The following is a 24954-nucleotide window of genomic DNA, read 5'->3' as shown; positions in this document are numbered from 1 at the left end:
AGGGGTTCCCTGCCAGTACGTGCCTAACCAGTGCCTGTCCGATTCACCGATCCGCTGCAACCATGGGGCCAACAGTCGCGTCCTCACGTTCGTACAGTGACCAGGAGAGTGCAATGGCCCCACAGCACGACACCGATTCGCCCCAAGAAGCTCGCGTTCCACACAGCATGACGCGCCGAACGTTTGTCGGTACCTCCATCGCTGCAGGTGGCGCGATAGCGGCCGTGTCTTTGCTGAACGGTTGCTCCAACGAATCAACCACACCGGTCACCCCGTCCGAAACGTCGCCGGTGCGATTGACGGTGAACGGAGCCGAACGTGAACTTGCCGTTGACAATCGCACTTCCCTGCTCGACATGTTGCGGGAGCACACGGAGTTGACCGGAACGAAGAAGGGCTGCGACCAGGGCGCGTGCGGTGCCTGCACCGTCCTGTCGGACGGTCAGCGGGTGTTGTCCTGCCTGACGCTTGCCGTCCAAGCGAACGGATCAGACATCACAACCATCGAAGGCCTCGAAACAAATGGCCAATTGCATCCGCTACAGCAAGCATTCATTGACGAAGACGGCTTCCAGTGCGGCTTTTGCACCTCCGGCCAGATCCTCTCGGGAATCGGCTGTATCCGCGAAGGTCACGCCGGCTCTCCCGAAGAGATTCGAGAATCGATGAGCGGCAACATCTGTCGATGCGGTGCCTACACCAACATCGTCACCGCCATCTCCCGCGTGGCGGAACAGGGAGGTGCGTGAATCATGTTTCCTTTTCAGTACGACACGGCTGCCGATGAGGCAGCAGCACTGGACGCAGCCGACGGCGGTGCCCGTTATCTCGCCGGAGGGACCACCCTCGTCGACCTGATGCGTCAGACCGTCGAGCGTCCCACCCGAGTCGTCGATATCAACGCGCTGCCCTACCGCGACATCGAACTCGACTCGAACCGCCTGCGCATCGGTGCCCTCGCTCGAATGTCGGACGTTTCGGCCGACGAACAAGTGCAGAAACAGTTTCCGATGCTCACCCAGGCGTTGGATCTCAGTGCCTCGGCGCAGCTGCGCAACATGGCTTCCATCGGCGGTAATCTACTCCAGAGGCCACGTTGCCTGTACTTCCGCGACGTCAATGCAAGATGCAACCGTCGCCAGCCCGGATCCGGCTGCGCCGCAATCGATGGCCGCAATCGCACATTGGCGATCTTCGGAACAAGCACGGAGTGCGTGGCAACCCACCCGTCCGATCTTGCTGTCGCGCTGACCGCGCTCGACGCCACGATCGTCACCCGAGATCGAGACGGAGAGCGAACGATCCCGATCGCCGACTTTTTCAGGTTGCCCGCAGACACACCCGACCGCGAGAACAACCTCGCCCCCGGAGCACTCATCACCGCCGTAGAGATCCCGGTCCGCCCTGACACCAGGCGATCCGGGTACCTGAAGGTGCGTGACCGCTCGTCGTACGAGTTCGCGCTGTGTTCGGCTGCTGTCGCGCTCGACATCAGCGACGGTACCGTTCGTTCGGCCAGAGTCGCTGCCGGCGGAGTAGGTACGGTGCCATGGCGCCTGACCGGCGTCGAGGAACGACTCGTCGGACAGAGGCCGAGCCCCGAGTTGTGGAACACCGCGGCGGACGCTGCGGCAGCGGGCGCGCAACCCCTCTCCGAGAACGGATTCAAGGTGATACTGCTCCAACGCACCGTCCGACGTCAGCTCTCGAGAGTGGCGGCCCTGTCGTGACGACTCCACTGAGTGCGAGACTATCCGGTCAACCCCTCACCCGCGTCGACGGCCGTCTCAAAGTCACCGGAGCTGCGCTCTATGCTGCAGACAACCCGGTACCGGACCACCTGCACGCAGTCCTGGTGTGCAGTACTGTTTCCCGGGCAACCGTGGCGTCGATGGACACCGATGCGGCCAGCGATCATCCTGACGTCGTCAGTGTGATCACCGACTTCCCGGGTATCGAACTCCCCTACGACATCTCTCGGGTCAACTTCTTCGGCCAACCGTTGGCGGTGGTCGTCGGCAATACCCTCGAGGCAGCGACGCACGGTGCGGCACTGGTGTCCGTTCGGTACAACGAAGAAGCCCAGAGCACCAACCTCGACGACGCGTCCGGAGAGAACCGCGAACCCAGCAGGATGGAGCCCGCGTACTCCCGCGGAGACGCGGACACAGCACTTCGCACCGCGCCTGTCGTCGTCGACCGCGAATATTCCATTGCGCGCAACTATCACAACCCGATGGAGATCCCCGCGACAATTGCGTCGTGGGACGGCGACCAGCTGACAGTGTGGGACAAGGTACAGGGAATCCACTACAGCAGGGCCGCATACAGTGGCGCACTGGGAATTCCGGCCGATAACATTCGCGTTGTCTCTCCCTTCGTGGGTGGCGCATTCGGTAGCGCCGGCGAGACCTGGCCGCATCAGTTCCTGGCCGCAGAGGTAGCCCGTCAGCTTCGTCGTCCAGTAAAGCTGTCACTGACGCGACCCCAGATGTACGCCGCGATCGGCTACCGCCCCACGAGTCGTCAGCGACTGGCTCTCGGCACCGATCGTGACGGAAGATTTCTTGCCACCGTGCACGAGAGCGAAGTCGAAGTGTCGCGTTACGGAGGGTACGAGGACTCCCCAACGGAGGGGACGAGGCTGATGTACACGTCTCCGGCATTCCGGTCGGCTGCAAGCGTAGTTCCTCTCGACACCAGTGAAGCGACCTACATGCGAGGACCAGGAGCTGTCACGGGCGCGTTCGCGCTCGAATGCGCCATCGACGAAGTCGCCGAGCAACTCCGGCTCGATCCGATCGAAGTTCGGTTGAGGAACGAGCCTACGGAAGATCAGACCAACGGCACCCCGTTCTCCACGCGCAGACTCACCGAGTGCTTCCGCCGAGGTGCCGATGCGTTCGGGTGGTCTCGACGGAACGCGACCCCCGGCGCCGTACGTGACGGCGACCAGCTCATCGGTATGGGTACCGCTTCGGCGCTGTACCACACGCTTCGCTCACCGTCCTCGGCGATGGCTCGGGTCAACTCCGACGGTAGGGCCGAGATCTTCGCCGCCGCAAGTGATATCGGGCCAGGTACATACACTGCGATGACTCAGCTGGCTGCCGACGCGCTAGGTTTGCCACTCGACAGGGTCACCTTCTCCCTCGGCGACAGCGACTATCCGCAGGCCGCAACGCAATACGGGTCACAGGGAATGGCGAGCGTCGGTTCGAGCATCGAGATCACCGCGAACATTTTGCGAGATCGCATCATCCGAACCGCCGTACTCGATCCCGCATCCCCTTTGAATGGGGCTCGGCCGGATCAGATCGACGTCGTCGACGGGCAGATGCAGGTACGCGGCGACTCGGGCAGAGCTGAGACCTATCGGGACATGTTGCGCCGCCGAGGCGAGCCGAGCATCGAAGCCTCCGAGACCTACACTCCGGAAGATGTGAGTGCCCAGTTCTCCATGCACGCATACGGAGCCGTGTTTGCCGAGGTTGCTGTGGATGAGCTACTCGGAACCGTGAGGGTGCGGCGAATCTACGCCGTGTACGACGCTGGCCGAATCATCAACCCCAGGATGGCGCACAGCCAAGCCCTCGGCGGTATGACACAAGGCATCGGCATGGCGCTGCTGGAGTCCGCAGAAGTCGACTACCGCGACGGACGTCTGGTCAATGCGAACCTTTCCGACTACCTCGTACCGGTAAATGCGGACGTTCCCGTTCTGGACGCTGTCTATCTGGACGCCCGCGACGATATTGCAGATCCGATCGGCGTCAAAGGTCTGGGTGAAGTGGTGATGGTGGGAGTTCCCGCAGCGATTGCCAACGCGGTGTACAACGCCACAGGGCGCAGGGTGACCGATCTGCCCATCAGCGTCGAGAGCCTGCTTTGACCCACGGCAGAAGCAGGCTCGGCCGATAGTGCTTGCTGTCGGCCGAACCTGTTCTCGGTCTCGGTCTCGGTCTCGGTCTCGGACCGTCCCACTTACGACGGATCGGTCGGATCCCCGACACTGATGACGGCGATGAGGTCTCCACCTTCGACCTGCGCGACACCGGTGATCGCAAGGCGGGTGATACGGCCACCGCGTGGTGCGGTGATTGTGGCTTCCATCTTCATGGCCTCGATGGTGGCCAAAGTGTCCCCAACTGAGACAGAATCCCCCTCAGCCGCAACCATCGTCACGACTCCAGCGAACGGTACCGCTACGTGAGACGGATCGTTTCGATCCGCTTTCTCCGAAGCCGGGGCATCCGCGGCAATCGACCGGTCGCGCACCGACACCGGGCGCAACTGCCCGTTGAGGATGCACATAACCGTCCGCATTCCGGCGTCGTCGGGCTCCGAAATGGCCTCGAGCCCGATCAGCAGCTCCACACCCTTTTCGAGCTTCACTCGGTGCTCGTCACCCTGTCGTAGACCGTAGAAGAACTGGTTCGCCGACAACGACGAGGTGTCGCCGTACTTCTCGCGGTGTTCGGCAAGTTCCTTGGCGGGGCCGGGGAACAGTAACCGGTTCAACGCTTCTCGACGAACCGGTCCGGCTGTGTCGAGTGCTGTCTCGTCGTCGGGTGTCAGGGGTGCGTCACGGCGTACCCCGGTTCGGCCGGCGAGCGCCCTTTCGCGGAACGGTTCCGGCCATCCACCGGCTGGCGTCCCGAGATCTCCGCGCAAAAATCCGATCACCGAATCGGGGATGTCGTATTTCCCCGGGTCCGCCGCAAAGTCGTCGACACTCACTTCGGCACCCACCAGATGCAGTGCGAGATCGCCGACCACCTTCGAACTCGGGGTCACCTTGATCAACCTGCCCAATAGGCTGTCCGCGTCGGCATAGGCCCTCTCGACCAGTTCGAATCGGTCCCCGAGTCCGAGAGCGATCGCTTGCTGACGCAGGTTCGACAGTTGGCCGCCCGGAATTTCGTGACGGTACACCCGTCCTGTCGGCGAGGGGAGCCCGGACTCGAATGGCGCGTACACCTTTCGAAGAGCTTCCCAGTACGGCTCTAGATCGCACACGCTCTGCAGGCTCAAACCGGTATCGCGTTCGGTGTTCGCCGCAGCCGCCACGATGGCCGACAACGCCGGCTGGGACGTCGTGCCCGCCATTGGAGAGGACGCACCGTCGACGGCGTCCGCCCCCGCCGTCCACGCAGCGAGGTACGTCGCCAGCTGCCCACCGGGTGTGTCGTGAGTGTGCACGTGCACCGGAAGGTCGAAGTTCGCGCGCAGCGCTGTCACCAAAGTGGTCGCCGCCGGTGCCCGCAACAGACCCGCCATGTCCTTGATCGCCAACACGTGCGCGCCGGCGTCGACGATCTGCTCGGCAAGCTTCAGATAATAGTCGAGGGTGTAAAGGTCCTCTCCAGGGTTCGACAGGTCACCGGTATAGCTCAGCGCCACTTCCGCTACAGCAGAGCCGGTTTCGTGCACAGCGTCGATAGCCGGTCGCATCTGGTCGACGTTGTTCAGCGCGTCGAAGATACGGAAAATGTCGACACCGGTCTGCGCGGCCTCCGCCACGAATGCGGACGTCACCTTCTGCGGATACGGGGTGTACCCCACTGTGTTCCGGCCGCGCAGCAACATCTGTAAGCAGATGTTGGGAACCGCCTCGCGCAGGGACGCCAATCGATCCCAGGGATCTTCGTGCAGAAAGCGCAGTGCCACATCGTATGTCGCACCGCCCCAGGCTTCGATCGAGAGCAGCTGCGGTGTCGATCTGGCCACGAAGGGAGCCACGGCCATCAAACCCGTCGTGCGCACCCGCGTGGCCAGCAGCGATTGGTGGGCGTCTCGGAACGTCGTGTCCGTCACCGCCAAAGCTTTCTGCTGTCGCAGAGCTCGCGCGAAGCCATCGGGGCCCAGTGCCCGCAGTCGTTGACGACTCCCGTCCGGCGGGGCAACCGACAGGTTCAGGTCCGGCAACTTGTCTCGTGCGTAGACCACAGTCGGACGGATGCCGTGCGGCATGTTGACCGTGATATCCGCCAAATAATTCAGGATCTTCGTGCCTCTGTCACCGGATGCGAACGAGGTCAACAAGCCGGGCCGCTGCTCGATGAACGAGGTCGTGATGCGTCCGGCTCGGAAGTCCGGGTCTGCCAGAACACTCTGCAGGAACGGAATGTTCGTCGCGACTCCGCGGATGCGGAATTCGGCTACGCCCCGTTGTGCACGCGCGACCGCGGTCTCGAAATTCCGGCCACGACACGTGAGCTTCACCAGCATCGAATCGAAGTATGCGGACACCTCCGCTCCGGTAGTGGTGCCACCGTCGAGACGGACGCCTGCCCCGCCGGGCGTCCTGTAGGCGGTGATCCGGCCGGTGTCCGGCCGAAAGCCGTTGGCCGGATCCTCCGTGGTGATGCGGCATTGAAGGGCAGAGCCGCGAATCTTGATGTCCTCCTGGAGGAGTCCCAGGTCCTCCAGCGACTCGCCCGCTGCGATCCGCAACTGAGACTGCACCAGATCGACGTCGGTGATCTCCTCGGTGACCGTGTGCTCGACCTGGATACGTGGGTTCATCTCGATGAAGACATGGTTTCCGTCGCGATCGACCAGGAACTCCACGGTTCCGGCACACGCGTACCCGATTTCCCGCGCGAAGGCGACTGCATCCGCGCACAGCCGAGAACGGAGCGCCTCGGAAATGTTCGGGGCCGGAGCGATCTCCACCACCTTCTGGTGGCGGCGCTGCACCGAGCAGTCACGCTCGAACAGATGGATGACGTTGCCATAGGTATCGGCCAAGATCTGCACCTCGATGTGGCGGGGCTCGATGACCGCCTGCTCGAGGAATACCGTCGAGTCACCGAACGCCGACTCCGCCTCTCTCGCAGCAGCTTCGATCGCCTCTCGAAGATTTTCTATCTTTGCAACCCGACGCATGCCGCGCCCACCACCACCGGCGACAGCTTTGACGAACACCGGGAAAGTCATGGCCTCGGCCGCAGCCAGCAACTCATCGACATCCGACGAAGGTTCGGACGACGAGAGCACGGGCAGACCAGCCGCCTTTGCCGCTGCGATTGCCCGAGCCTTGTTGCCCGTCAATTCCAACACCGTCGACGAAGGGCCGACGAAGGTGATTCCAGCGGCAACGCACGCAGACGCCAGATCGGGGTTCTCGGACAGGAACCCGTAACCGGGGTAGATCGCGTCTGCGCCGGCGCGGACTGCGGCGTCGACGACCTTCTCGACCGAGAGGTAGTTACGAACTGGATGGCCCGGTTCACCTATCTCGTAAGCCTCGTCGGCTTTGGTGCGATGCAACGAATTTCGGTCCTCGAACGGGAACACAGCAACGGTGCCCGCTCCAAGCTCGTAGGCAGCACGGAATGCTCGAATTGCGATCTCACCGCGGTTGGCGACCAGTACTTTGGAGAACATGTGGACAGCAAACCCCTCGACGAGCTGGAATCGGACTGTTGAGTCGTGCAGAACGTCAGTCGGTCACAGATGGGTACCACTTCTGCATGAGGTCGGTCTGATCGGCGGAGCCCCCGAGTCGTTCGACTGCCTCATCCATCATCTCGGCGACCAACGATCCGACTCGCAGTTTCTGCCCGACGTGGTCTGCCAAAGCCTCGGCGAGATGCGCGTCCTTACGCATCAATTCGAGCGTGAAGCCCTGCTTCAAGTTGGGGAAAACGATCTCAGGATACGTGTAATCGGTGACGTAGCTGCGCCCGGACGACACGTTCAGGACGTCGACCATGACGTCAGGGGCGATTCCGTATCGCTCTGCAAGAGTGATCATTTCGACCGTCGCGAACCGATTGCAGTGGTTCAGAAGGTTGTTGACCAGTTTCGCGGCGTGTCCGGCACCTACCGGCCCCAGGTGAAACACGTTGGAGGTGATTGTGTTCAGCAGCGGCTCGGCGCGGGCGAAATCCTCGTCGGTTGCACCGACCATGAGGGTGGCCAGACCGTCGTAGGCGCGTCGGACCCCGCCGGCGATCGGTGCGTCGATGTACGAGATCGACTTCACGGCGAGGTCGCGGACGAGTCCCTCGTCGACGATGGGGGTGCTGCTCGTGGTGTCGATGACGAGTGAACCCGGATCCATCTTCTCGGCCAGGCCGCCGTCACCAAGCAGAAGCTTCAGGACGTTGTCGGGGCCGGGAAGAGACAGGAACACGACATCGCATGTCGCGATCTCGTCGAGCGGCGCGAACCTCGCTCCCCGTTCCTCGAGGGGGGTTGCGAGGGCGGGGTTCAAGTCGTTGACCCACAGCGTGTTCGTGTCGACGAGTCGAGACGCGATGGCCGACCCCATCGCTCCGATGCCGACGAATCCAATAGTTTGCGACAAGAGTCCACTCTCCTCATAAAGTCTGACAATTTACATACTGCTGCGCTGTGAATGGATTGTCAATGAACAGAGGCCTTCCCGGCGATGTGATCGGCACCGGACCGCCGAGAAGGAGCATCGATCTGCCGGACAGACAGGGCACACAGGGCCGAGATGATGGTCGATGCCGCGATCCAGAGCACGACCGGCATCCCAGAGTCCATGTCCGCCACCAACTTCGTCAGCACCAACGGCGTCACCGCACCGCCCAGAATGACTCCCAGGGTGAACCCGATCGACAGACCCGTGTATCGGACCGCACCGTCGAACGCCTCGGCGAAGAACACGCCAATGGTTCCCCACGTCATCGAGTACCCGGTCAGCATGACCAGGTAAGCACCGAGAACGACGGCCTGGTTCTCCGTGTCGAAGGCCCGCATCCATCCGTACGCGGTCACCGCGATAGCGATATTGCCCGTGATGAAGATCTGCTTTCGACCGACGCGGTCGCTCAGCGCACCGAAGAAGATACTGGCCGCGATCACCCACACGGCCGCCGGGATGATGATCACGAGCATCTCGTTTCGTGTGAAACCATGGTTTGAGCCGTACGACAGACCGAAGACGGTCGCAGAGTAGAAGGTCACCGAGTTGCCCACGGCTGCACCGGCTATCAACAGAACAGCCATTTTGTGACGCCGGAGCACTACCAAAACAGGAGCGGGGGCTATTTCGTGCGACTTCTGCAAGGACTCGAACGCCGGGCTCTCCTCGAGCCGCAACCGAATGATCAACCCAAGGATGACGAGCAGACTGCTGATCCAGAACGGGACGCGCCACCCCCAGCTGAGGAAGGCGTCGTCGCCCATCGCCGTGCCGACCACCAGGAACACGATGTTCGCTACGATCAGGCCGCACTGGGCACCCGTCTGAACCCACGAACTGTAGAAGCCCCGCTTGCCCTTGGGGCTGTGTTCGACTGTCATCAGTACGGCACCGCCGTATTCGCCGCCCAGCGCAATACCTTGAATGAAGCGGAGAACAACCAGCAGGATGGGCGCGGCGATCCCGATTGTGGCGTACGACGGAATCAGCCCGATGGCGACAGTGGCGGTGCCCATCATCACCAGAGTCGTCACCAACGTGACCTTGCGACCCACTCTGTCCCCGAAGTGACCGAATACAACTCCGCCGAGCGGCCGTGCCACGAACGCCACACCGAACGTCGCGAGTGAGAGAAGCGTTCCGGTCACGGGGTCGGAATTGGGGAAGAACACCGTCCCGAACACCAGCGCGGCGGCGGTTCCGTAGATGAAAAAATCGTAGTATTCGATCGTGGTACCCATCAGGCTGGCGATTCCCACCCGCCTGACGTCACCCGTACTCGGTGTCCGGGACATCTTGTGCCTCAATTCCGGTCGTCGTGTGCGAGTCGCTCGCGCAGCTCGACCTTGCGGATTTTTCCACTCATCGTTTTCGGCAGGTCGTCGACCACGACGACCCGTTCAGGGCAGTAGCGCTTGGCCAAGCCGCACCCAATCAAGAACTCCCGCAACGAGTCCACCGTCACAGTCGTTCCTGGCCGGCAACGAACGAACGCACAGGCTCGTTCACCCAATCGGTCGTCGGCGTAGCCGACCACGGCCACATCCGTTACGGCCGGGTGGCGGAATATTTGACTCTCCACGGCCCCGACGGGGATGTTCTCGCCGCCGCGAATGATGATGTCCTTGGTGCGGCCCGTTATCGTCACCGACCCGTCCGCGTGCTGTATCGCTGTGTCTCCGGTTGCAAACCAACCGTCTTCGTCGAACGCATCGACGGTGGCCTCGGGGCGGTTGTGATATCCCACGAACAATCCCGTTCCACGGAGCCACAGGTCACCCACCTCTCCTGTCACTGACTCGACACTGTCGGCGGTGCGAACGGACACCTCCGCATTCGCCAATGGCAGACCGTCGGTCGTGCGATTGATGTCACCGAGTCCCGGTCGGCCGGACACTGCAATGCCGAATTCCGTCATGCCCCATGCGGGGATCACGGAGCATCCGAGCACCGCTTCCGCCTCCGACATCAGGGGTCGAGGAATGGGGGCACCGGCAACGGCAACGAGGGCCAGATCGCGCGCGTGTTCGCGGGTCAGACCCGACGAGCGGATCAGGTCGATCAGGAACGTCGGAGAACCGACCATGCACGTGATCCGCTGCGACTCAAGGACTTGTGCGCCGACCTCGGGGCTCCATTTTTCCATGAAGACAGCCGTTCCGCAGAGATACACGGTGAACAAGGCGCCCCAGAAGAACCCCGTCGAATGACCGACCGGTGACATCACCAAATTTCGCATCGGTTGTCCGAGCGAATCCGGACCGACGTGTGCAGCCCAGCCTCGCACCACGACGTCGAGCGTTGCGTGCAGGTTCATCACAGCTTTGGGGGTGCTCGTCGTTCCCGATGTGAAGGCGAGCTGAGCGGGACCCAGCGGGTCGGCCGGGACCTCCACGAACGAGTCTGCGGAGCCCATGAGCCCGTCAAGCGACAATGTTCCGTCGACTGGCTCACCGACCACCACTACCGTCAGGGCGACGTTGCCCAGCACCTCCTTCGGCAAGGCGGTGGCCACGACGTCGGAGGAACCGTGGTGGCGTGAGACGATGAGCACCGTCGTCCCCGTCGCACTCGTCATGGACTTCACTTCGTGTGAGCCGTAGGTGATCGGGATCCCCGAATAAGTTGCCCCTGTGCGCAAGACGCCATAGACGACGCCGAGAAACTCCGCCGAGTTCGTCATCATGACAGATACGACGTCACGAGGCACCACGCCGCGGGACTGCAGTCCCGCGGCAACCCGACGGCTCATCGCGTCCAACTCTGAGAACGTCATCTCCCGGACGGTCCGGCCCTCGTGGTCGACGCTGACCGCCGCCACTCGGTCGGGGTGCCGCGCGACGGCCTCGTCGAGATACTCCCACAACGAGGCGTGTCGCCACAACCCTTGGTCGAGCCTGCGCAATGCCTCGTCGGCCGAGACCACCGAACCGGCGGGCAGGTCTCGCATCATCGCGCTCATCGCGCCGAGGGAATATCGACTCGCATCGACACGATGCTGCTGTCGCGCGCGGCCTTGCGGGCTTCGACATCGAAATCCGGTGTTGCACAGAAGAACAAGGTGTGGCCATCTGTGCCTCCGAGCGCACAGGCAAAGACGCACGAGCCCGGATCTACGCTCTCCACGATCGCACCGTCGACCACCCGATGCAGCCGATCCTGCCGAATGTCAGCCAGCCACACCCCACCCTCGGAATCGATGCACGATCCGTCCGGAGCGACCGTTACCTCTTTCAACGCCTCGTCCGCGTTCGACGAAATCGGTAGCGGCCCGAACGACGCCCAGACGCGTCGGTTGACTAGATCCCCGGATTCGGTCAGGTCGAAGGCTGTCATGCGATTGCCGAACGTCTCGTTGACGAGCATGACGTCGTCGGCGGTAATGACACACCCGTTGGGGAACCACAGGTCGTCCGCCACCCGCGTGATGGTGCCGTCCGGATCGACTCGGTGAATGAATCCCCGTCGCATGTCTTCGCCGGCGTAGAGGTCGAATCCGAAGTCTCCCAGATAGGCGCGTCCGTGCCGGTCGACCACGATGTCACCGAGGAATCCTCGGACGTGGTCGGACAGATCTGCATGTACGACGAGACTGCCGTCCGCCTCACGACGCAAGAGCGTCTTGTCCATCATCGACACGATCAGAAGACGACCGTCTGGCAACCAACCGAGACCCGACGGTTGTTGGGGTACCGTCGCTTCCTCTCTCAGGTCCGAGCCGTCCTCGCAGGCCGACTGCACCTTGTGTGTGTACAGGTCGGAGAACCAGATACGGCCGTCATGCCAGCGCGCGCCTTCGGTGAATGTCAGTCCGGGAACGACGGTGTCGAACGTTGTGGGCACGGTGAACTCCTCGATGGTGGTTTCTTTGTCGAGCTCAAGCACGGCGTCGTCCCCGTTGGGCATACGCATAGGTACCGACAGCGATCAGCAGAATGAAGCCGTAGATGGTTTGGCGCGTCGAATCCGGGATGTTGAGCAGCGGCGTGACGTTGTTCAACAAAGAGAGGAACAGTGCTCCGAGGATCGCACCGATGAACGAGCCTCGACCGCCCGTCAGTACAGCTCCGCCCAGGAACACGGCGGCGAAACAGGTCAACGTGTATCCCGCACCGACCGAATTGGACCCGATGCCGGTCTGCGACGCTAGGAAGATTCCACCGACAACAGCACCGAACGAACACACCAACAGTCCCACTGTGCGCACGCGGGTGACCGATTGACCGACCCGTCGGCTGGACTCCATGTCGAACCCGGTCGCCCGCAATGCGAGGCCGGAGGGGCGACGTTGGAGCCACCATTCGGCTCCGATGGCAATGACGACGAGAACGATGAAAGGTGCAGGAACGAAACCGATTCCGAGTGAGAACATCGAGTTCAACCCGGGTGCGATAGTCCCCTCAGGCTTGGGTCTGAGCACGATAGCGAGCCCAGCAATGATAGCCATCGTCGCGACGGTCGCAACGATGGCGTTCACCTTGAGCCTCTCGATCAGGAATGCGTTGAGACATCCGATGACCAGCGCGGTGAGCACGAATGCCGGTACCGCGACGAGCAAGGTGCCCGCCGACAGATCCGGTAGCACCAGCGATGCGATGACTACGGTGAGACTCATGGTGGAGCCAACCGAAATATCCAGGCCACCTGACACCATCACGTATTGCTGTCCGAGCGCGACGAACGCGAGCGGCAAAGTCAGTAGCAAGAGGTTGGCAAGGTTCTGCGGAGTCCAGAAGACCTCCGATTGCGTTCCCGTGTAGATGGACACCAGTGCCAGCAGAATCAGCAGCATCGCCACTGGAATCTGGCCTGACACCCGACCGAGTGCCCGCCCCAACCAACTCGGGCCGATGGGAAGGCCGACCGACTCGTCGTCGACATCGACCGCACCGACGAAGCTGCGAACGATTGCGGCTTCCGTTGTGGGAGAGGGCAATTCCTCAATCGCCACGCCCTTCGACATGACGACGACTCGATCGCACAGTCCTGCCAGTTCCGAGGAATCAGACGAGTTGATCACAACGGCGACACCGGAGTCCGCGGTGTCGGCAATGAGGCTGTAGATGTCCAGACGTGCTTTCGCGTCCACTCCCTGAGTGGGTTCATCCAGCATCAACACCTTGACCTGGCGCAACGCGGCGCGCGCCAGCACTGCTTTCTGCGCATTGCCACCGGAGAGCGCACTGATGGGCTGATGCGCCGATGCGGCGACAATTCCCAGACTGGCTTTCGCGCTCTCGAACTCAGAATTGAGACGGCCCGGCAGTGCCAGTCCGAACGGTCCCGCGTCCGACCCGAGTTGGGTTGTGGCATTCGCCATCACCGACAGTGGCAGAAACACCGATTCTGCAGCGCGATCGCCGCTTTGGAAACTGATTCCGGCGTCCAGCGCCGAGGGCGGACTGAGCCGCTTGATCGGAGCACCATCCACCGAGACATCGCCTGCGTTCCGGTCGATCCCGATCATTCCGCGCAGTACTTCGCGTTGCCCGTTCCCTTCGGCACCGGCAATTCCCACGATCTCGCCGGCTGCGACGCTGATGTCGACAGGACCGTATCCTTGCCCACTGAGTCCGACGACCCTCAACCGCTCCGGTGCACCATTTACTCGCGGTGCGCGGGTGGGAAATTCGAGCGCAGTCGGCGCGCCCACCATCATCTCGACGATGTCGTCGACTTCCCAGTTTCCCGAATCGAAGGTTCCCTGGATGACGCCGTCGCGAATGACGGTCACGCGGTCGGCGAGACGCCGAACCTCAGGCAGTCGATGGCTGACGTAGACGATGGCCGTGCCCTCGTCGCGAGATGTCCGAACCAGTCCGTCGAGATGCTCTGCGTACCGCATGTCCAACGCTGCGGTGGGCTCGTCGAGCATCAGAACGAGCGGGTTGTGAGCCATGGCCTTCGCAACTTCGAGGAGCTGCCTGGAACCGGGTCCGAGAGCTCGCACTGTGTCGCCGGTTCCGAAGGGCAGGTCGAATCGTGCGAGCAGACCGTCGAGATCCTCCGGTGGCGTCTCACCGACAGAGTGGAACGAGAGTTCGACGTTCTGCCGAACGGTCAGGTCTTCCACGAGGGATGTGTCCTGGTAGGCAACCATGAGCCCGAGCTGACGAGCTCGCCGCACACCGCTTCCGGCGAGCTCCGTGCCACCGATCAACACATTGCCCTGCTCCGGCGTGAGTACACCGGAGGCCGATTTGATCAGAGTCGACTTGCCGGAACCGTTTTCGCCGACGAGCGCATGCACCTCGCCTGGTCGTACGTCGAAGGAGATCGAGTCGAGCGCTCGGACACCCGGGTATACCTTGGTGACATCGGTCATCACCAATACTGGATCGAGGTTGGTTGTCGACGCCTGCTCGACGGGAGAATTCGCTACGGTCATGACGCGGACAATGCGAGCGCGATCTGAGCGGGCGTCAGAAGACTCGGAACCGGTGTGCTGGCGGGGATGGATGGGTCGGCATTCTGCAGTACGCTGTCGAGCGGAACCACCGGGTTGGGCGAAATCATCTGCCGGTTGACGTCCTGCCCCGCTCTGAGCATGATTCCCGCAGTAACTGCGATTCGTCCGCTCCATACCTGACTATTGGTGACGAAGCTGGTTGGGTTGAGGTTGGCGTTCCGAGCTTCCGTGAACGCGGTCAGCCAGGACTGGTTCACCACGTCGGACATGACGACCGGCGGTGTCTGGCCGCGGTCGACGAACGGACGCACCAAGTCTTCGGGGGTGTAGTCGTACACGATTGCACCCGGTGTGGTTCCGGACGACAGGAGTGCGTTGGCTGCCTGGGCTGTTCCCTGGGGAGTCCACTGCGTGAATCCTTCTAGTGCGCGAGTCCACCCTGCGGCTTGCATCGACCGCTCGAAGCACGGCTGCCATGTTGCTGCGTTGCTGTTTCCCGGGATTCCGGTGTACATCGCGTAGGACTTGTTGGGCGCGTTCGTCGCGGCGATCGCTGCACCTGCTTCGGTGTAGGTCTGGCAAAGGTCCGGAACCACCTGAGCCGCTACCGTTTCGACCACATCGTCGGGCAACGGTGTTTGGGCCTCGACGACGAGAATGCCGGCGTCCTTCGCCTGCTGCAGGACGGGGCCCACGGCTCCACCGTAGATCGAGTTGAGCACGATGACGTCGACGCGCTGTGCCACCAAGCTCTGGAAATTGGCGAGGAAACCGGCGACATCGGTGGACGAGTTGTAGACGATCTTCGCGACCTGCGGCGACGCTATCGCCTGAGCGGTGATCTCGCCTCGGAAGATGCTGCGCCACGGGTTGACGTTGTCGTTTGCGAACGCGACGGTGAGCGATCCGCGGCCGGTTTCGCAGACGTTGCTCTGCATGCACTCCGCAAACGTCTGATCTTGCTCGCCGGTGAGAGGAACGGATGCCACGGCCATGGTGTTCAGGATGGTCGGGTCGAGTGAATCCGCGGGAATCGGCTGTAGGAACGCCTTGTCGATGGTCGCCTGCAGGGCCTCGGGAGTGGCGATATCGGCCGACACCGGTTCCACAGACGCACCGCTGCCGCTATCCCCGGCAGTAGTGCTCGAGCAGCCTGCAACCAAGGCCGCTGCAGCCAAGGCTGCGGCGTATCGAGCGCGCCGTGAACGGGCACGATGGCGCTGATTGGGCAGTGACGCGGAAGATCTCATATCTGACTCCATGTGTTGGGGGAACGCGGGACCGAAGAAGGGAACATGTCAGCTCTTGCTGCGAAGCAACCGGGTGAATCGACGGACGCTGCTGGCGCCGACCGTTCCTACGGTGATTGCGGCGACGGCGATCACCAGGGCGGCGCCCTGGACGATCGTTCGGGCACCGGCGGAGAGGCCGAGGATCGCAAGAGCCTGGTCGAGCAACTGGAGAAAGATGCATGCGACGACGACGCTGGCGACACTCGCGGGCCCGCCCGCAAAAATTCCGCCTGCGATTCCGACCGCGGTCACCGTGGCCAGCTGATACGGAACACCCACGGTGCTGTCCGGCGTACCGACGAACCCGGACAGCAGCACTCCGGAGAGTCCGTAGAGAAGGCCTGCAGCCGCGAAGCTCGACAGCCGCACTCGGGTGACTCTGACTCCTAGTGCGCGCGCCGCTCTCGGATTCGAACCCACCTCCGCGACTCGTCGACCCGCACGTGTCAGGTGCAGTACGCCCGCGAGGAGTGCGGCCAGTACGACTGCGACCAGGAAGCACGCGTTGACGCGGAAGATCGACAGCTGCGCGAAGTCTTGGAGTGCTTGGGGCGCTTGCCCGGTCAGCGAGAAGGAGACGCCGGTCGAGTAGCTGATGAGGCCGGTGACGATTCCGAACGTCGCCAGCGTGACGATCAGTGAGTTGAGTCCGAGAACCGAGATCAATATCCCGTTCACCGTGCTGATCACCACCGCCATCGCTACCGCTGCGACGAGGACGAGCGGGACGTTGGCACCGTCCCCGCCGTAGTGGACGATGATTCCCGCCACTGCCGCAAGAATTGCCGGCACGGAGAGGTCGATAGCTCCGAGCATGATGATGAGCATCTGCCCCATGGAAGCGAGCGCAAGTGTCCCGGCGAGCGCCGTGACAACCCAGACCGAGTCTCCCTTGAGGCTGGCAGGTGCAACGATGAGCGCTGCAACAATGAGGAGCGCCAACGCGGCCCATGCCGCGAGGTAGCGACCGGGGTATCGATACTTGATGTCGGTCAGTCTGCGCGTGCTCCTCTTGGGAGCATGCGAACTCGCCGCCGTCGAACCACTCTGCACGACCGTTGACATTTGGTAACTTTCTTTACATTCAGCGAAAAAGACTGACCGAGGTGATGGCTGTCACAGCATGACTCAGAGTCGAGCCTCCGGTCAAGACTTTCGGTCAAACAATTTACTGACTGTAGTGTTGAGCATGCCAGTGAATGCCGAGCGGGCTCACCATGTCCGGTCGTCAGCTCAAAGCCTGGCGAGAATCGTCCGCGCGCGAGAAATGACCGGTGGATCCACCATCTCACCGTCGATGGCGACAGCTCCCCCGCCTTCGGAAACCCAACCTGCATCGACGGCCGCCGCGACGCGACGCGCCCAGGCGATATCGGCCTCCGACGGACGTAGGACGTCGTGCACCAAGTCGACCTGACGTGGATGAATACACAGCTTGCCAGTGAGTCCCATTGCTTGTGCATGCATCACGTCGTCGATCAGACGTGCCGGGTCGTCCAACGACGTGGTGACACCGTCCACCGGGCCGGCGATTCCGGCTCCGGCGCTGGCGAGGACCAACTGAGACCTTGTGTAGAGGAACGCATCCCGTGAATCAGGATCGACCCGCAACGCTGCGGCAAGGTCGATGTGTCCGAGAGCAACCCGAACCACTCCCTCGGCGGCCGCGATCGACTCCGCCCGAAACACTCCGGCGGGTGTCTCGATCAGTGGTACCAACGGCAGTCCCGATCGGCGGTGCAAGGCCTCGACCATGACCGGAGAATCGGTCTTGGGGACCATGAGGGGCACACCGAATCTGCGCAACGAATCGATCTCGTTCTCGTGCCACCGCGAGTTCACCGCATTGATACGAACTATCGACACCGACTGTCGCCGTCCCGGTTCGAGCCACTGGACAACCGAGGCCAGTGCCGTGGACTTGTCGCCCGCACTCACCGCGTCTTCCAGGTCGAGAACAACGACATCCGATCCCGATGCATGAGCTTTCTCGAACCGGTCGGCTCGTGACGCCGGGACGAAGAGGAAGCTTCGGGCAGCTCCGATCTGCGCATGGACGCTCATCTCACGATCACGATCGGACGCCACACCAGCACCGTGGACGAACCCTGGTCGAGCGCGTCACGGCTCGAGGTGACAACTCGCAGTCCGAGAGCCCGGAGCCCGTCAGCGCTCGAGTCCACACTTTCGATCGTCACGGTCGAGGTGAGAAAATCTCCCTCGCGCACGGGGCCTACGTGATCGCAGCCATGCCAGCCGGCGACCGCAACGATTCCCGGAACGGCTTGACACACGTGATGGAACGCGATCCCGATGGAGTGACCGCCGTACACCAGCCTCTCTCCTCCTCCCGCCTCCGAATCGTGATGCACGCGTGCGACGTTCCCCGTCATTCGCGCGAGTTCGGGGGCACTGGAGACCACGTCGCCGCCGAGTACGTCGAGCTCGGTGCCCACCTCCCACGTCGTCGGACCGCCCGGTTCTGACAATTCGTGGACGTTCCATCCCGCCACCGACGAGAACAAGCCGGGATGTGCGGACGAGTCCGTTTCCGATGAGATGTCGTCGCGGTGGTCGGTCTCGGGGGCGAGCGGTGAGAGCAGAACCATCGCGCATCGGCGGTAGTCGAGGACTGTTCGCCCGTGCTGATCCACCGTGGTGATGCGCAGTACGACGAGTCCCGTCGGCGGCCGGTCCGGCCGGCGGGCGTTCTCACGAAGGGCTTCGACGACTGTCGTGGTTCGCAGAGTGTCGCCGACCACGGGAGAACGATGAAAATGCAGCCCTCGGTAGAACAGATTTGCTCGTACGTGTTGTGTTGCCGGTGTCGACTGGCCGATCGAGATGTCCCACACCAGAGCGGGGTTGACGATCGAGCCGCCGCAGATCGCCTGCGCGGACGCACGATCGAGGGACAGTGCATACCGGTTGCCCACGATCGAACTGTGCACCGCAGCGAGCCCGTCGGTCAGCGTTACCGCCGGCGCGGTATCGAACAGCTGGCCCACGACCAGTTCATCGAAATAGGGACTCCGGACCGATTTCCGAGGGGACTCGACCACCGACATGCACATACCACCATTCACGAGTTGACCGATGAACAGCTAGACTACTGTCAGATTATTGATTGGCTGCAAGGTTTTGCCGTAGATGTTGCTGAGATCCAGTCGGTGGGAACTCACTCGCAACCGGAAGAACGTGCACTCGGGCTACAGCGTGGGAGACTGTGAAAATACCGCCGCAATCTCGATACTTGCACCTCACACAACGCCTTCTGGAGATTCCATGACGTCATCCTCGACCAACTCGTTCAAAGCGCGACAGGTGACTCGTCCGCGCGATCAAGTCGAAGCGCAGTTGCGGGAAGCGATTCTGGACGGACGGTTCAAGCAGGGCGCCAAGCTTCCCCCCGAAACCGAGTTGGCCCAGCTCTTCGGGGTCAGCCGACCCACCGTGCGGGAGGCACTCGGAGCCCTGGTCAGCTCCGGCCTGATACGAAAGATCCCTGGAGTGGCGGGGGGTAGCTTCGTCAACACCGTGACCCCGCACTCGCTCAGTCAGATGCTGACCGAGTCGATGGACACCATCGTGCGCATCGGCGCGTTGGATATCGAGGAGATCACCGAGGTTCGCCGCCTCCTGGAAATTCCGGCCGCGGAATGGGCTGCGCGCAACCGAACGGACGAGGACATCGCCAAGATTCGCAGCGTCATCGACCTGCAGAAGAACATCACGATCGACGATCCCGAGATCCCGGAATACGACCTTCGCTTCCACACCGCGATCGGATACGCCTCCGGCAATCGCCTGCTCGCCGCATTCATCTCGTCCGTACACGATGCGACTCACCCCGCCCAATACTTGGACGTGACTCCCGAGGTCGCCAAGAAGACGGTTCGTCAGCACATTGCCATCGAGGCTGCCATAGAGGCGGGCGACGCGGAGAAGGCCGGCGCGGCGATGCGCGAACATTTGGACTTCGTCCTTCAGTACTCGCTTCCCTGCTAATTCCCGCAGCATCGGCGATATTGTCAGACATTATCCTGGCTGCTATTTTAGGGATCATGAGTACTACAGAACCGCAGCCGGCCGACGCGCCATCGAGAATTCTGGTCACGGGAGCTGCAGGTTTCGTCGGCTCCCACGTGGTGGAATTGTTGGCTGCCCAGTCGGACGCAGCGGTGCATGCCACAGACGCGGGCGGCGAGGCCATGCTGGGGCAACTGGACCAATTGCCCAATGTGACTGCCTCTCTCGCCGATCTACGCGATCGGTCTGCAATCACCTCGCTGGTTCGTGACGTCGATGTCGTTGTTCACCTCGCAGCCGTGCGAACCAAAGCGTCCTCCTCGAACACCCGCGACGCACACGAAGTCAATGTCGGCTCGACCTACGACCTGTTGACGGCGGCAAGCGACGCCGATGTCCGTCGGTTCGTCTTCGGGTCGTCGCACACGGTGTACGGCTCGTTCCCCAATCCGAACAGACGGCCGTTCGCAGAGGACGAACCGTGGGCCTGCACAGGCATCAACATGTACGCGGCCACCAAGCTCGCCGCCGAGGCTTATTGTGAGGCGTTCGCATCCGCAGGTGGTCCCGACTATTTGGCTTTACGACTCGGCACGATTTACGGCCCCCGCACCAGCCCCGGGTCGAACGGGTCGTTGATGACCGACCTGCTCGCGGCTGTTCACGACGGCCGGACACCGACCATTCCATGGGCCTCGGGCGCTCGACACGGCTTGATTCATGTTTCGGACGTTGCCGAAGCCGTCCGTCGCGCGATCGAATCCGATGCGACGGGAATGGCCGTGAACGTTTCCGGAACTCCGCGAACCTCCACAGAGATCTACGGCACCCTCGCCGAGCTGGCCGGGAGCGATCCAACGGCAATCGTCTTCGACGAGAACCGGACTCGGCATCAACTGGTCAGCCAGCGGAGGATGCAGGAGGTGCTGGGCTTCACGCCGCAGGTCGAACTGAAGGACGGCTTGCTCAGTGTGATCGAGTGGTTCCATTCGACGCAAGAGTGAACGACGAACGACGCCGACCTCACGGTCGGCGTCGTTCGTGGATACACGTCGATTCAGAAAACGATGACACCCTTACCTGCACGCTGCTGGTCGAATTCCTCGTACGCCTCGGACACCTCGTCCAACTTCCATCGGTGAGTGAAGAGGGCGTCGACCGGAAGGTTTTGCGCCACAATGAAATCGGCGCATTCCTTCTGCCCCACCCAGGACATCGACCATGACGTCATGACCGTCAGTTGGCGTCGAAGGTACGGCAACACGCCGATTCGAATCTCGGCACCGACACCCACGAAACATGCACGACCCCATCGCGCCAGACTGTCGATCAACGCGGCAGCTGCGATCGACGAACCTGACGTCTCCAATCCGACAGGAACGCCGTCGGCACCAGCAATTTTCCGAATCGCCTCCGGTACAGGCCCGCTCGCCGGATCGACGGCGGCCACCGCGCCGAAAGCGAGAGCCTGCTCGCGCCTCTCCGCGTTCAGGTCCACCGCGATGACGCGCGCGCCCAAGGCCGTCGCAAGCATGGTTGCCGACAGGCCGACCGGACCCTGACCGAACACCACCACGAACTTGCCGCCGACGTCGCCCACACGGTCGAGTGCGCCCCACGCAGTGCCCGTTCCGCACGAGATAGCAGCGCCCGCCTCAAAACTCAGTGTGTCGTCGAGTGGAACCAGTGTCGACGCCGGGACCTTGACGTAGGGCGCGTGACCACCGTGGTCGTCGCTTCCGAGCACCACGATCGGCTGCACAAGACACATCTGCGACCACCCCGACCGGCAGTCGGAGCAGGCCCCGCAACCGATGTAGTGGTGGATCATCACACGGTCTCCGACTTTCGCCACAGCATCGGACACACCCTCACCCACCGAGTGCACCACGCCTGCGGGCTCGTGTCCGGCGATACAGCGTCCGGCACTATCAGCTGCGGCGCGGTAATAATTGAGGTCACTTCCACACAGTCCCGACGCCTTGGTCGCCACGACGACCTCACCCTTACCCGGTGTGGGCTCGGGGAAATCACGCAACTCGATCTTGCGGTCGCCGAGATATACAGCTCCTTGCATCACTATCTCCCATCTCACTTCTCGAGTGGTATGCAGCGGTACGCCGGCTAACCGACGACCCCGCGTACGCGTAGTCCAGCAAGCTCGGCGTTCGACAATCCCAGCGCGTCGCCGAGAATTTCGTCCGTGTGCGCAGACAAGTCCGGTGCCGCACATGACTTCGCGTGTACATCGCCCCACCGCCACGGCGCGGCAGCGCTGAGCATGGTTCCGACTCCCGGCTGTTCGATTTGGTGCACGATGCCGGTTGAGTCCTCGAGCGCGATCTTCACGACCTCGCTCATGTCGCGGTACGGGCTCCACAGCACTCTCGCTGCGTCCAGCGATTTTTCTACGTTCGCGAAATCGCGCGTCGCGAACCAGGGCCGAAGTATCGATTCGATCGTATCCCGGAATCGGTACCGCGCACCCTCGTCGTCGAGATCCGCACCGAATGTCTGTGCCAGCGCTGTGAATATGCTCTCGGTGCCCGTGGCTCGCTGCAGGGCGTGCCACTGGCCTGTCGTCAGGGCAACCACCATCACGCGTCGTCCATCGGACGTCTCGAAATCGACACCGAAGGTGCCGAACATGTGATTGCCCAGTCTCTCTCTGGCACTCCCGGATTCGTGCGCCTCGGCCAGCCAGCCCATCTCCGCTACACCGGCGAGCGCCACGTCCGACAAGGCAACGTCGACCTTGGACCCGCGTCCCGTTCGGTCCCGGTGGACAACAGCCGCCGCCACCGACGTGGCCGCGATCATTCCTGTCACCAGGTCCCACGCAGGCAGCACATGGTTGACAGGCCCGATCCGGTCACTCGGACCGGTCATCATCGGCACACCGACCTCTGCGTTGATCGAGTAGTCGACCGCCGGCAGTCCCCCCCTACGCCCCTCGATATGGACGTGGATGGCGTCGGCGCGGCGCGCGATCAGCTGCTCGTGTCGAATTCGGCTGCGCCCTACCATGTTGTCGACCAGGATCCCCGTGCCGGGACCGGGTGCGGTCACCAGCCCGAGCAGAAGCTCCAGCCCCTCCTCGGTGCGGTGGTCGATAGTCACGGAGCGCTTACCCCGATTCAGATTCGTCCAGAACAGGCTCGCCCCGGTACGGGAAAGCGGCCATCGTCCCGCATCGCTCCCGCCCGTGGGTGGATCGACCCGAATGACATCCGCACCGAGCTGGGACAACGCCAACCCGGCAGACGGCCCGGCGACGAACGACGACGCCTCGATGACGCGGATGCCCGCGAGCGGACCCGTCACCCGACCGATCACGGCATCGCCAGCGACGGGTCCGCTGCGACGAGGGCGTCGGCCACCTCCGCCGAGACACCAACCGCCTTCAACTCGACATACGCTTCGAGCCCCTCGGGCCCGTTCTCCCGGCCAAGTCCGCTGAGCTTTATTCCGCCCATGGGCGCGGAGAAGCCGGCCGGATTTCCATTGACCTCGACGGTGCCGGTGTGGATCCGTTCGGCGACACGCAGACCGCGCTGAGCGTCACCGGTAAACACCGCGCCGTTCAGCCCGTAATCGGAATCGTTTGCCAACTCGATAGCGTGTGCCTCGTCGCGGTACGACAGCACCGACACGACCGGACCGAAGATTTCTTCGCGCACAATCTTCATGTCGGGGGTGGCATCGACAAAGACTGTTGGTTCGACGAACCAACCACGATCCAGATGGGCGGGTCGACCACCGCCCAGAACGCACCGTGCACCCTCTGCTCGACCGGCAGCGATGTATCCCTCCACGATGGTGCGCTGGCGTTCGGTCACCATCGGACCGATCTGGGTGTCGGGGTCCATCGGGTCGCCCACAGGCATAGCGGACACCATGTCCACGAGGCGGTCGGTGAACTCCTCCTGCTGCGACTGGTGCACCAGAATGCGTGTCTTGAGCGAGCACACCTGACCGCTATTGCGGAACGATCCCATGCGGAGCGCTTCGACAGCCGCGTCCAGGTCGGCGTCGGGAAGCACGACCGCCGCCGACTTGCCGCCGAGCTCGAGAGTCACACGCCGCAGATCCTCGCCACAACGCGCCGCGATGCTTCGTCCCGCCGCGGGGGATCCCGTAAACGTGACCTTGTCCACCATCGGGTGTCCCACGAGGTAGGCGCTCGCCTCTCGGCCTGCAGGAACGACGTTCAGAACGCCCGGCGGCAGACCGGCTTCGGTAGCCATCTCGGCCAAGAGGTAGGCATCCACCGGTGTTTCCGGCGAGGGCTTGAGCACCATCGTGCAGCCCGCGATGAGAGCGGGTACGAGCTTCTGCACATTGATCGACAACGGCATGTTCCACGGCGACACCGCGGCGACGACGCCGACCGGGCTCCGCGTGACAAGAGCATTGGCCGATCCGGAACGTCGCAGCGCTCGCCACGGGAAATCAGCGGCGATGTCGAGGGACGCGTCGATGACCCTGACCGGGTTTGCCGCCTGAATCGTCCTCGATTGCGTAATTGGACAACCCATCTCGGTCGTGATGGTGGTAGCGAGATCCTCCGCGTTCTCGACGAACAGCTGCCGTAGTCGACGCAGAATCTCCAGACGATCGTCGAGCGTGGTGTTCGACCACTTGCCGTCGTCGAACGCCATGCGCGCAGCGCGAACGGCGGTGTCCATGTCCTCGATGGATCCCGCAGGCACCGTGCCGTACACCTCACCTGTCGTCGGAGAGACGAGCTCGGTCACCTCCGACGAGGCGGGCGCGATCCACTTACCGTCGACGAAAATTGTTTCGTACGTTGACCTCTGCAT

At 62.7% G+C, this 24954-nt stretch carries 18 protein-coding genes; 5 read left to right on the top strand and 13 right to left on the bottom strand.

Annotated features, from left to right (window positions below; all coding sequences use genetic code 11):
• Window positions 1–167 precede the first annotated feature (167 nt).
• The 3 genes from CH306_RS18010 to CH306_RS18000 are packed head-to-tail and all read left to right on the top strand — an operon-like array spanning window position 168 to window position 3892.
• Window positions 168–749, top strand: a complete 582-nt coding sequence (locus CH306_RS18010) for a (2Fe-2S)-binding protein (protein WP_052060101.1) — start codon at window positions 168–170, stop codon at window positions 747–749.
• A gap of 3 nt (window positions 750–752) precedes the next feature.
• On the top strand, window positions 753–1730 hold the full coding sequence (locus tag CH306_RS18005; RefSeq protein ID WP_094631323.1) for an FAD binding domain-containing protein: 978 nt from the start codon (window positions 753–755) through the stop codon (window positions 1728–1730).
• Entirely contained in the window at window positions 1727–3892 is a 2166-nt protein-coding gene (locus CH306_RS18000; RefSeq protein ID WP_094647429.1) for a xanthine dehydrogenase family protein molybdopterin-binding subunit, read from the top strand. Before CH306_RS18005 ends, CH306_RS18000 begins: the two co-directional genes overlap by 4 nt.
• A 92-nt stretch (window positions 3893–3984) precedes the next feature.
• Here CH306_RS18000 and CH306_RS17995 read toward each other — a convergent pair whose 3' ends face one another.
• The 10 genes from CH306_RS17995 to CH306_RS17950 all read right to left on the bottom strand — a co-directional run bounded on the left by CH306_RS17995 (window position 3985) and on the right by CH306_RS17950 (window position 19170).
• Window positions 3985–7392 (bottom strand): pyruvate carboxylase, encoded by a 3408-nt coding sequence (locus CH306_RS17995; protein ID WP_094631325.1) that lies wholly within the window; start codon window positions 7390–7392, stop codon window positions 3985–3987.
• A gap of 55 nt (window positions 7393–7447) precedes the next feature.
• Window positions 7448–8317 carry an NAD(P)-dependent oxidoreductase gene (locus tag CH306_RS17990; RefSeq protein ID WP_037183720.1) on the bottom strand — a complete coding sequence of 290 codons (870 nt, stop codon included), beginning with the start codon at window positions 8315–8317 and terminating at the stop codon, window positions 7448–7450.
• A 59-nt stretch (window positions 8318–8376) separates the two neighbouring features.
• Entirely contained in the window at window positions 8377–9642 is a 1266-nt protein-coding gene (locus CH306_RS17985; RefSeq protein WP_244165061.1) for an MFS transporter, read from the bottom strand.
• Between the two features lie 62 nt (window positions 9643–9704).
• Window positions 9705–11363: an AMP-binding protein gene (locus CH306_RS17980; RefSeq protein WP_094631326.1), complete on the bottom strand. Its 1659-nt coding sequence runs from the start codon at window positions 11361–11363 to the stop codon at window positions 9705–9707.
• Complete coding sequence (locus CH306_RS17975) at window positions 11360–12286, bottom strand: SMP-30/gluconolactonase/LRE family protein (protein ID WP_306436740.1); 927 nt, start codon at window positions 12284–12286, stop codon at window positions 11360–11362. Before CH306_RS17975 ends, CH306_RS17980 begins: the two co-directional genes overlap by 4 nt.
• Complete coding sequence (locus CH306_RS17970; protein ID WP_176459267.1) at window positions 12279–14789, bottom strand: ATP-binding cassette domain-containing protein; 2511 nt, start codon at window positions 14787–14789, stop codon at window positions 12279–12281. Before CH306_RS17970 ends, CH306_RS17975 begins: the two co-directional genes overlap by 8 nt.
• Complete coding sequence (locus CH306_RS17965) at window positions 14786–16060, bottom strand: substrate-binding domain-containing protein (protein ID WP_176458690.1); 1275 nt, start codon at window positions 16058–16060, stop codon at window positions 14786–14788. The genes CH306_RS17970 and CH306_RS17965 overlap by 4 nt, the downstream gene beginning before the upstream one ends.
• Window positions 16061–16108: 48 nt before the next feature.
• The gene (locus CH306_RS17960; RefSeq protein ID WP_094622258.1) at window positions 16109–17167 is read right to left on the bottom strand and encodes an ABC transporter permease; all 1059 of its coding nucleotides are present in this window, start codon (window positions 17165–17167) and stop codon (window positions 16109–16111) included.
• A 168-nt stretch (window positions 17168–17335) separates the two neighbouring features.
• Window positions 17336–18190, bottom strand: a complete 855-nt coding sequence (locus CH306_RS17955; protein ID WP_080738113.1) for an HpcH/HpaI aldolase/citrate lyase family protein — start codon at window positions 18188–18190, stop codon at window positions 17336–17338.
• Window positions 18163–19170 carry a MaoC family dehydratase gene (locus CH306_RS17950; RefSeq protein WP_037185282.1) on the bottom strand — a complete coding sequence of 336 codons (1008 nt, stop codon included), beginning with the start codon at window positions 19168–19170 and terminating at the stop codon, window positions 18163–18165. The genes CH306_RS17955 and CH306_RS17950 overlap by 28 nt, the downstream gene beginning before the upstream one ends.
• A 217-nt stretch (window positions 19171–19387) precedes the next feature.
• Here CH306_RS17950 and CH306_RS17945 point away from each other — a divergent pair, with 217 nt between their 5' ends.
• Window positions 19388–20110 (top strand): FadR/GntR family transcriptional regulator, encoded by a 723-nt coding sequence (locus tag CH306_RS17945; protein WP_037183709.1) that lies wholly within the window; start codon window positions 19388–19390, stop codon window positions 20108–20110.
• Window positions 20111–20166: 56 nt separating this feature from the next.
• On the top strand, window positions 20167–21135 hold the full coding sequence (locus CH306_RS17940) for an NAD-dependent epimerase/dehydratase family protein (protein ID WP_037185279.1): 969 nt from the start codon (window positions 20167–20169) through the stop codon (window positions 21133–21135).
• Window positions 21136–21188: 53 nt separating this feature from the next.
• Here CH306_RS17940 and CH306_RS17935 read toward each other — a convergent pair whose 3' ends face one another.
• From CH306_RS17935 to CH306_RS17925, 3 genes are read right to left on the bottom strand one after another with little or no spacing between them, the layout of a single operon-like run.
• Window positions 21189–22208 (bottom strand): zinc-dependent alcohol dehydrogenase family protein, encoded by a 1020-nt coding sequence (locus CH306_RS17935; protein ID WP_037183708.1) that lies wholly within the window; start codon window positions 22206–22208, stop codon window positions 21189–21191.
• Window positions 22209–22255: 47 nt separating this feature from the next.
• Window positions 22256–23455: a CoA transferase gene (locus CH306_RS17930; RefSeq protein ID WP_244165059.1), complete on the bottom strand. Its 1200-nt coding sequence runs from the start codon at window positions 23453–23455 to the stop codon at window positions 22256–22258.
• An 8-nt stretch (window positions 23456–23463) separates the two neighbouring features.
• Window positions 23464–24954 carry an aldehyde dehydrogenase gene (locus CH306_RS17925; RefSeq protein WP_176459268.1) on the bottom strand — a complete coding sequence of 497 codons (1491 nt, stop codon included), beginning with the start codon at window positions 24952–24954 and terminating at the stop codon, window positions 23464–23466.

The sequence above is a fragment of the Rhodococcus sp. 15-725-2-2b genome (assembly GCF_002259075.1).
Taxonomy (GTDB): domain Bacteria; phylum Actinomycetota; class Actinomycetes; order Mycobacteriales; family Mycobacteriaceae; genus Rhodococcoides.
The sequence above is the reverse complement of the archived record's forward strand: the minus strand, read 5'-3'. Positions and strand labels throughout refer to the sequence as shown.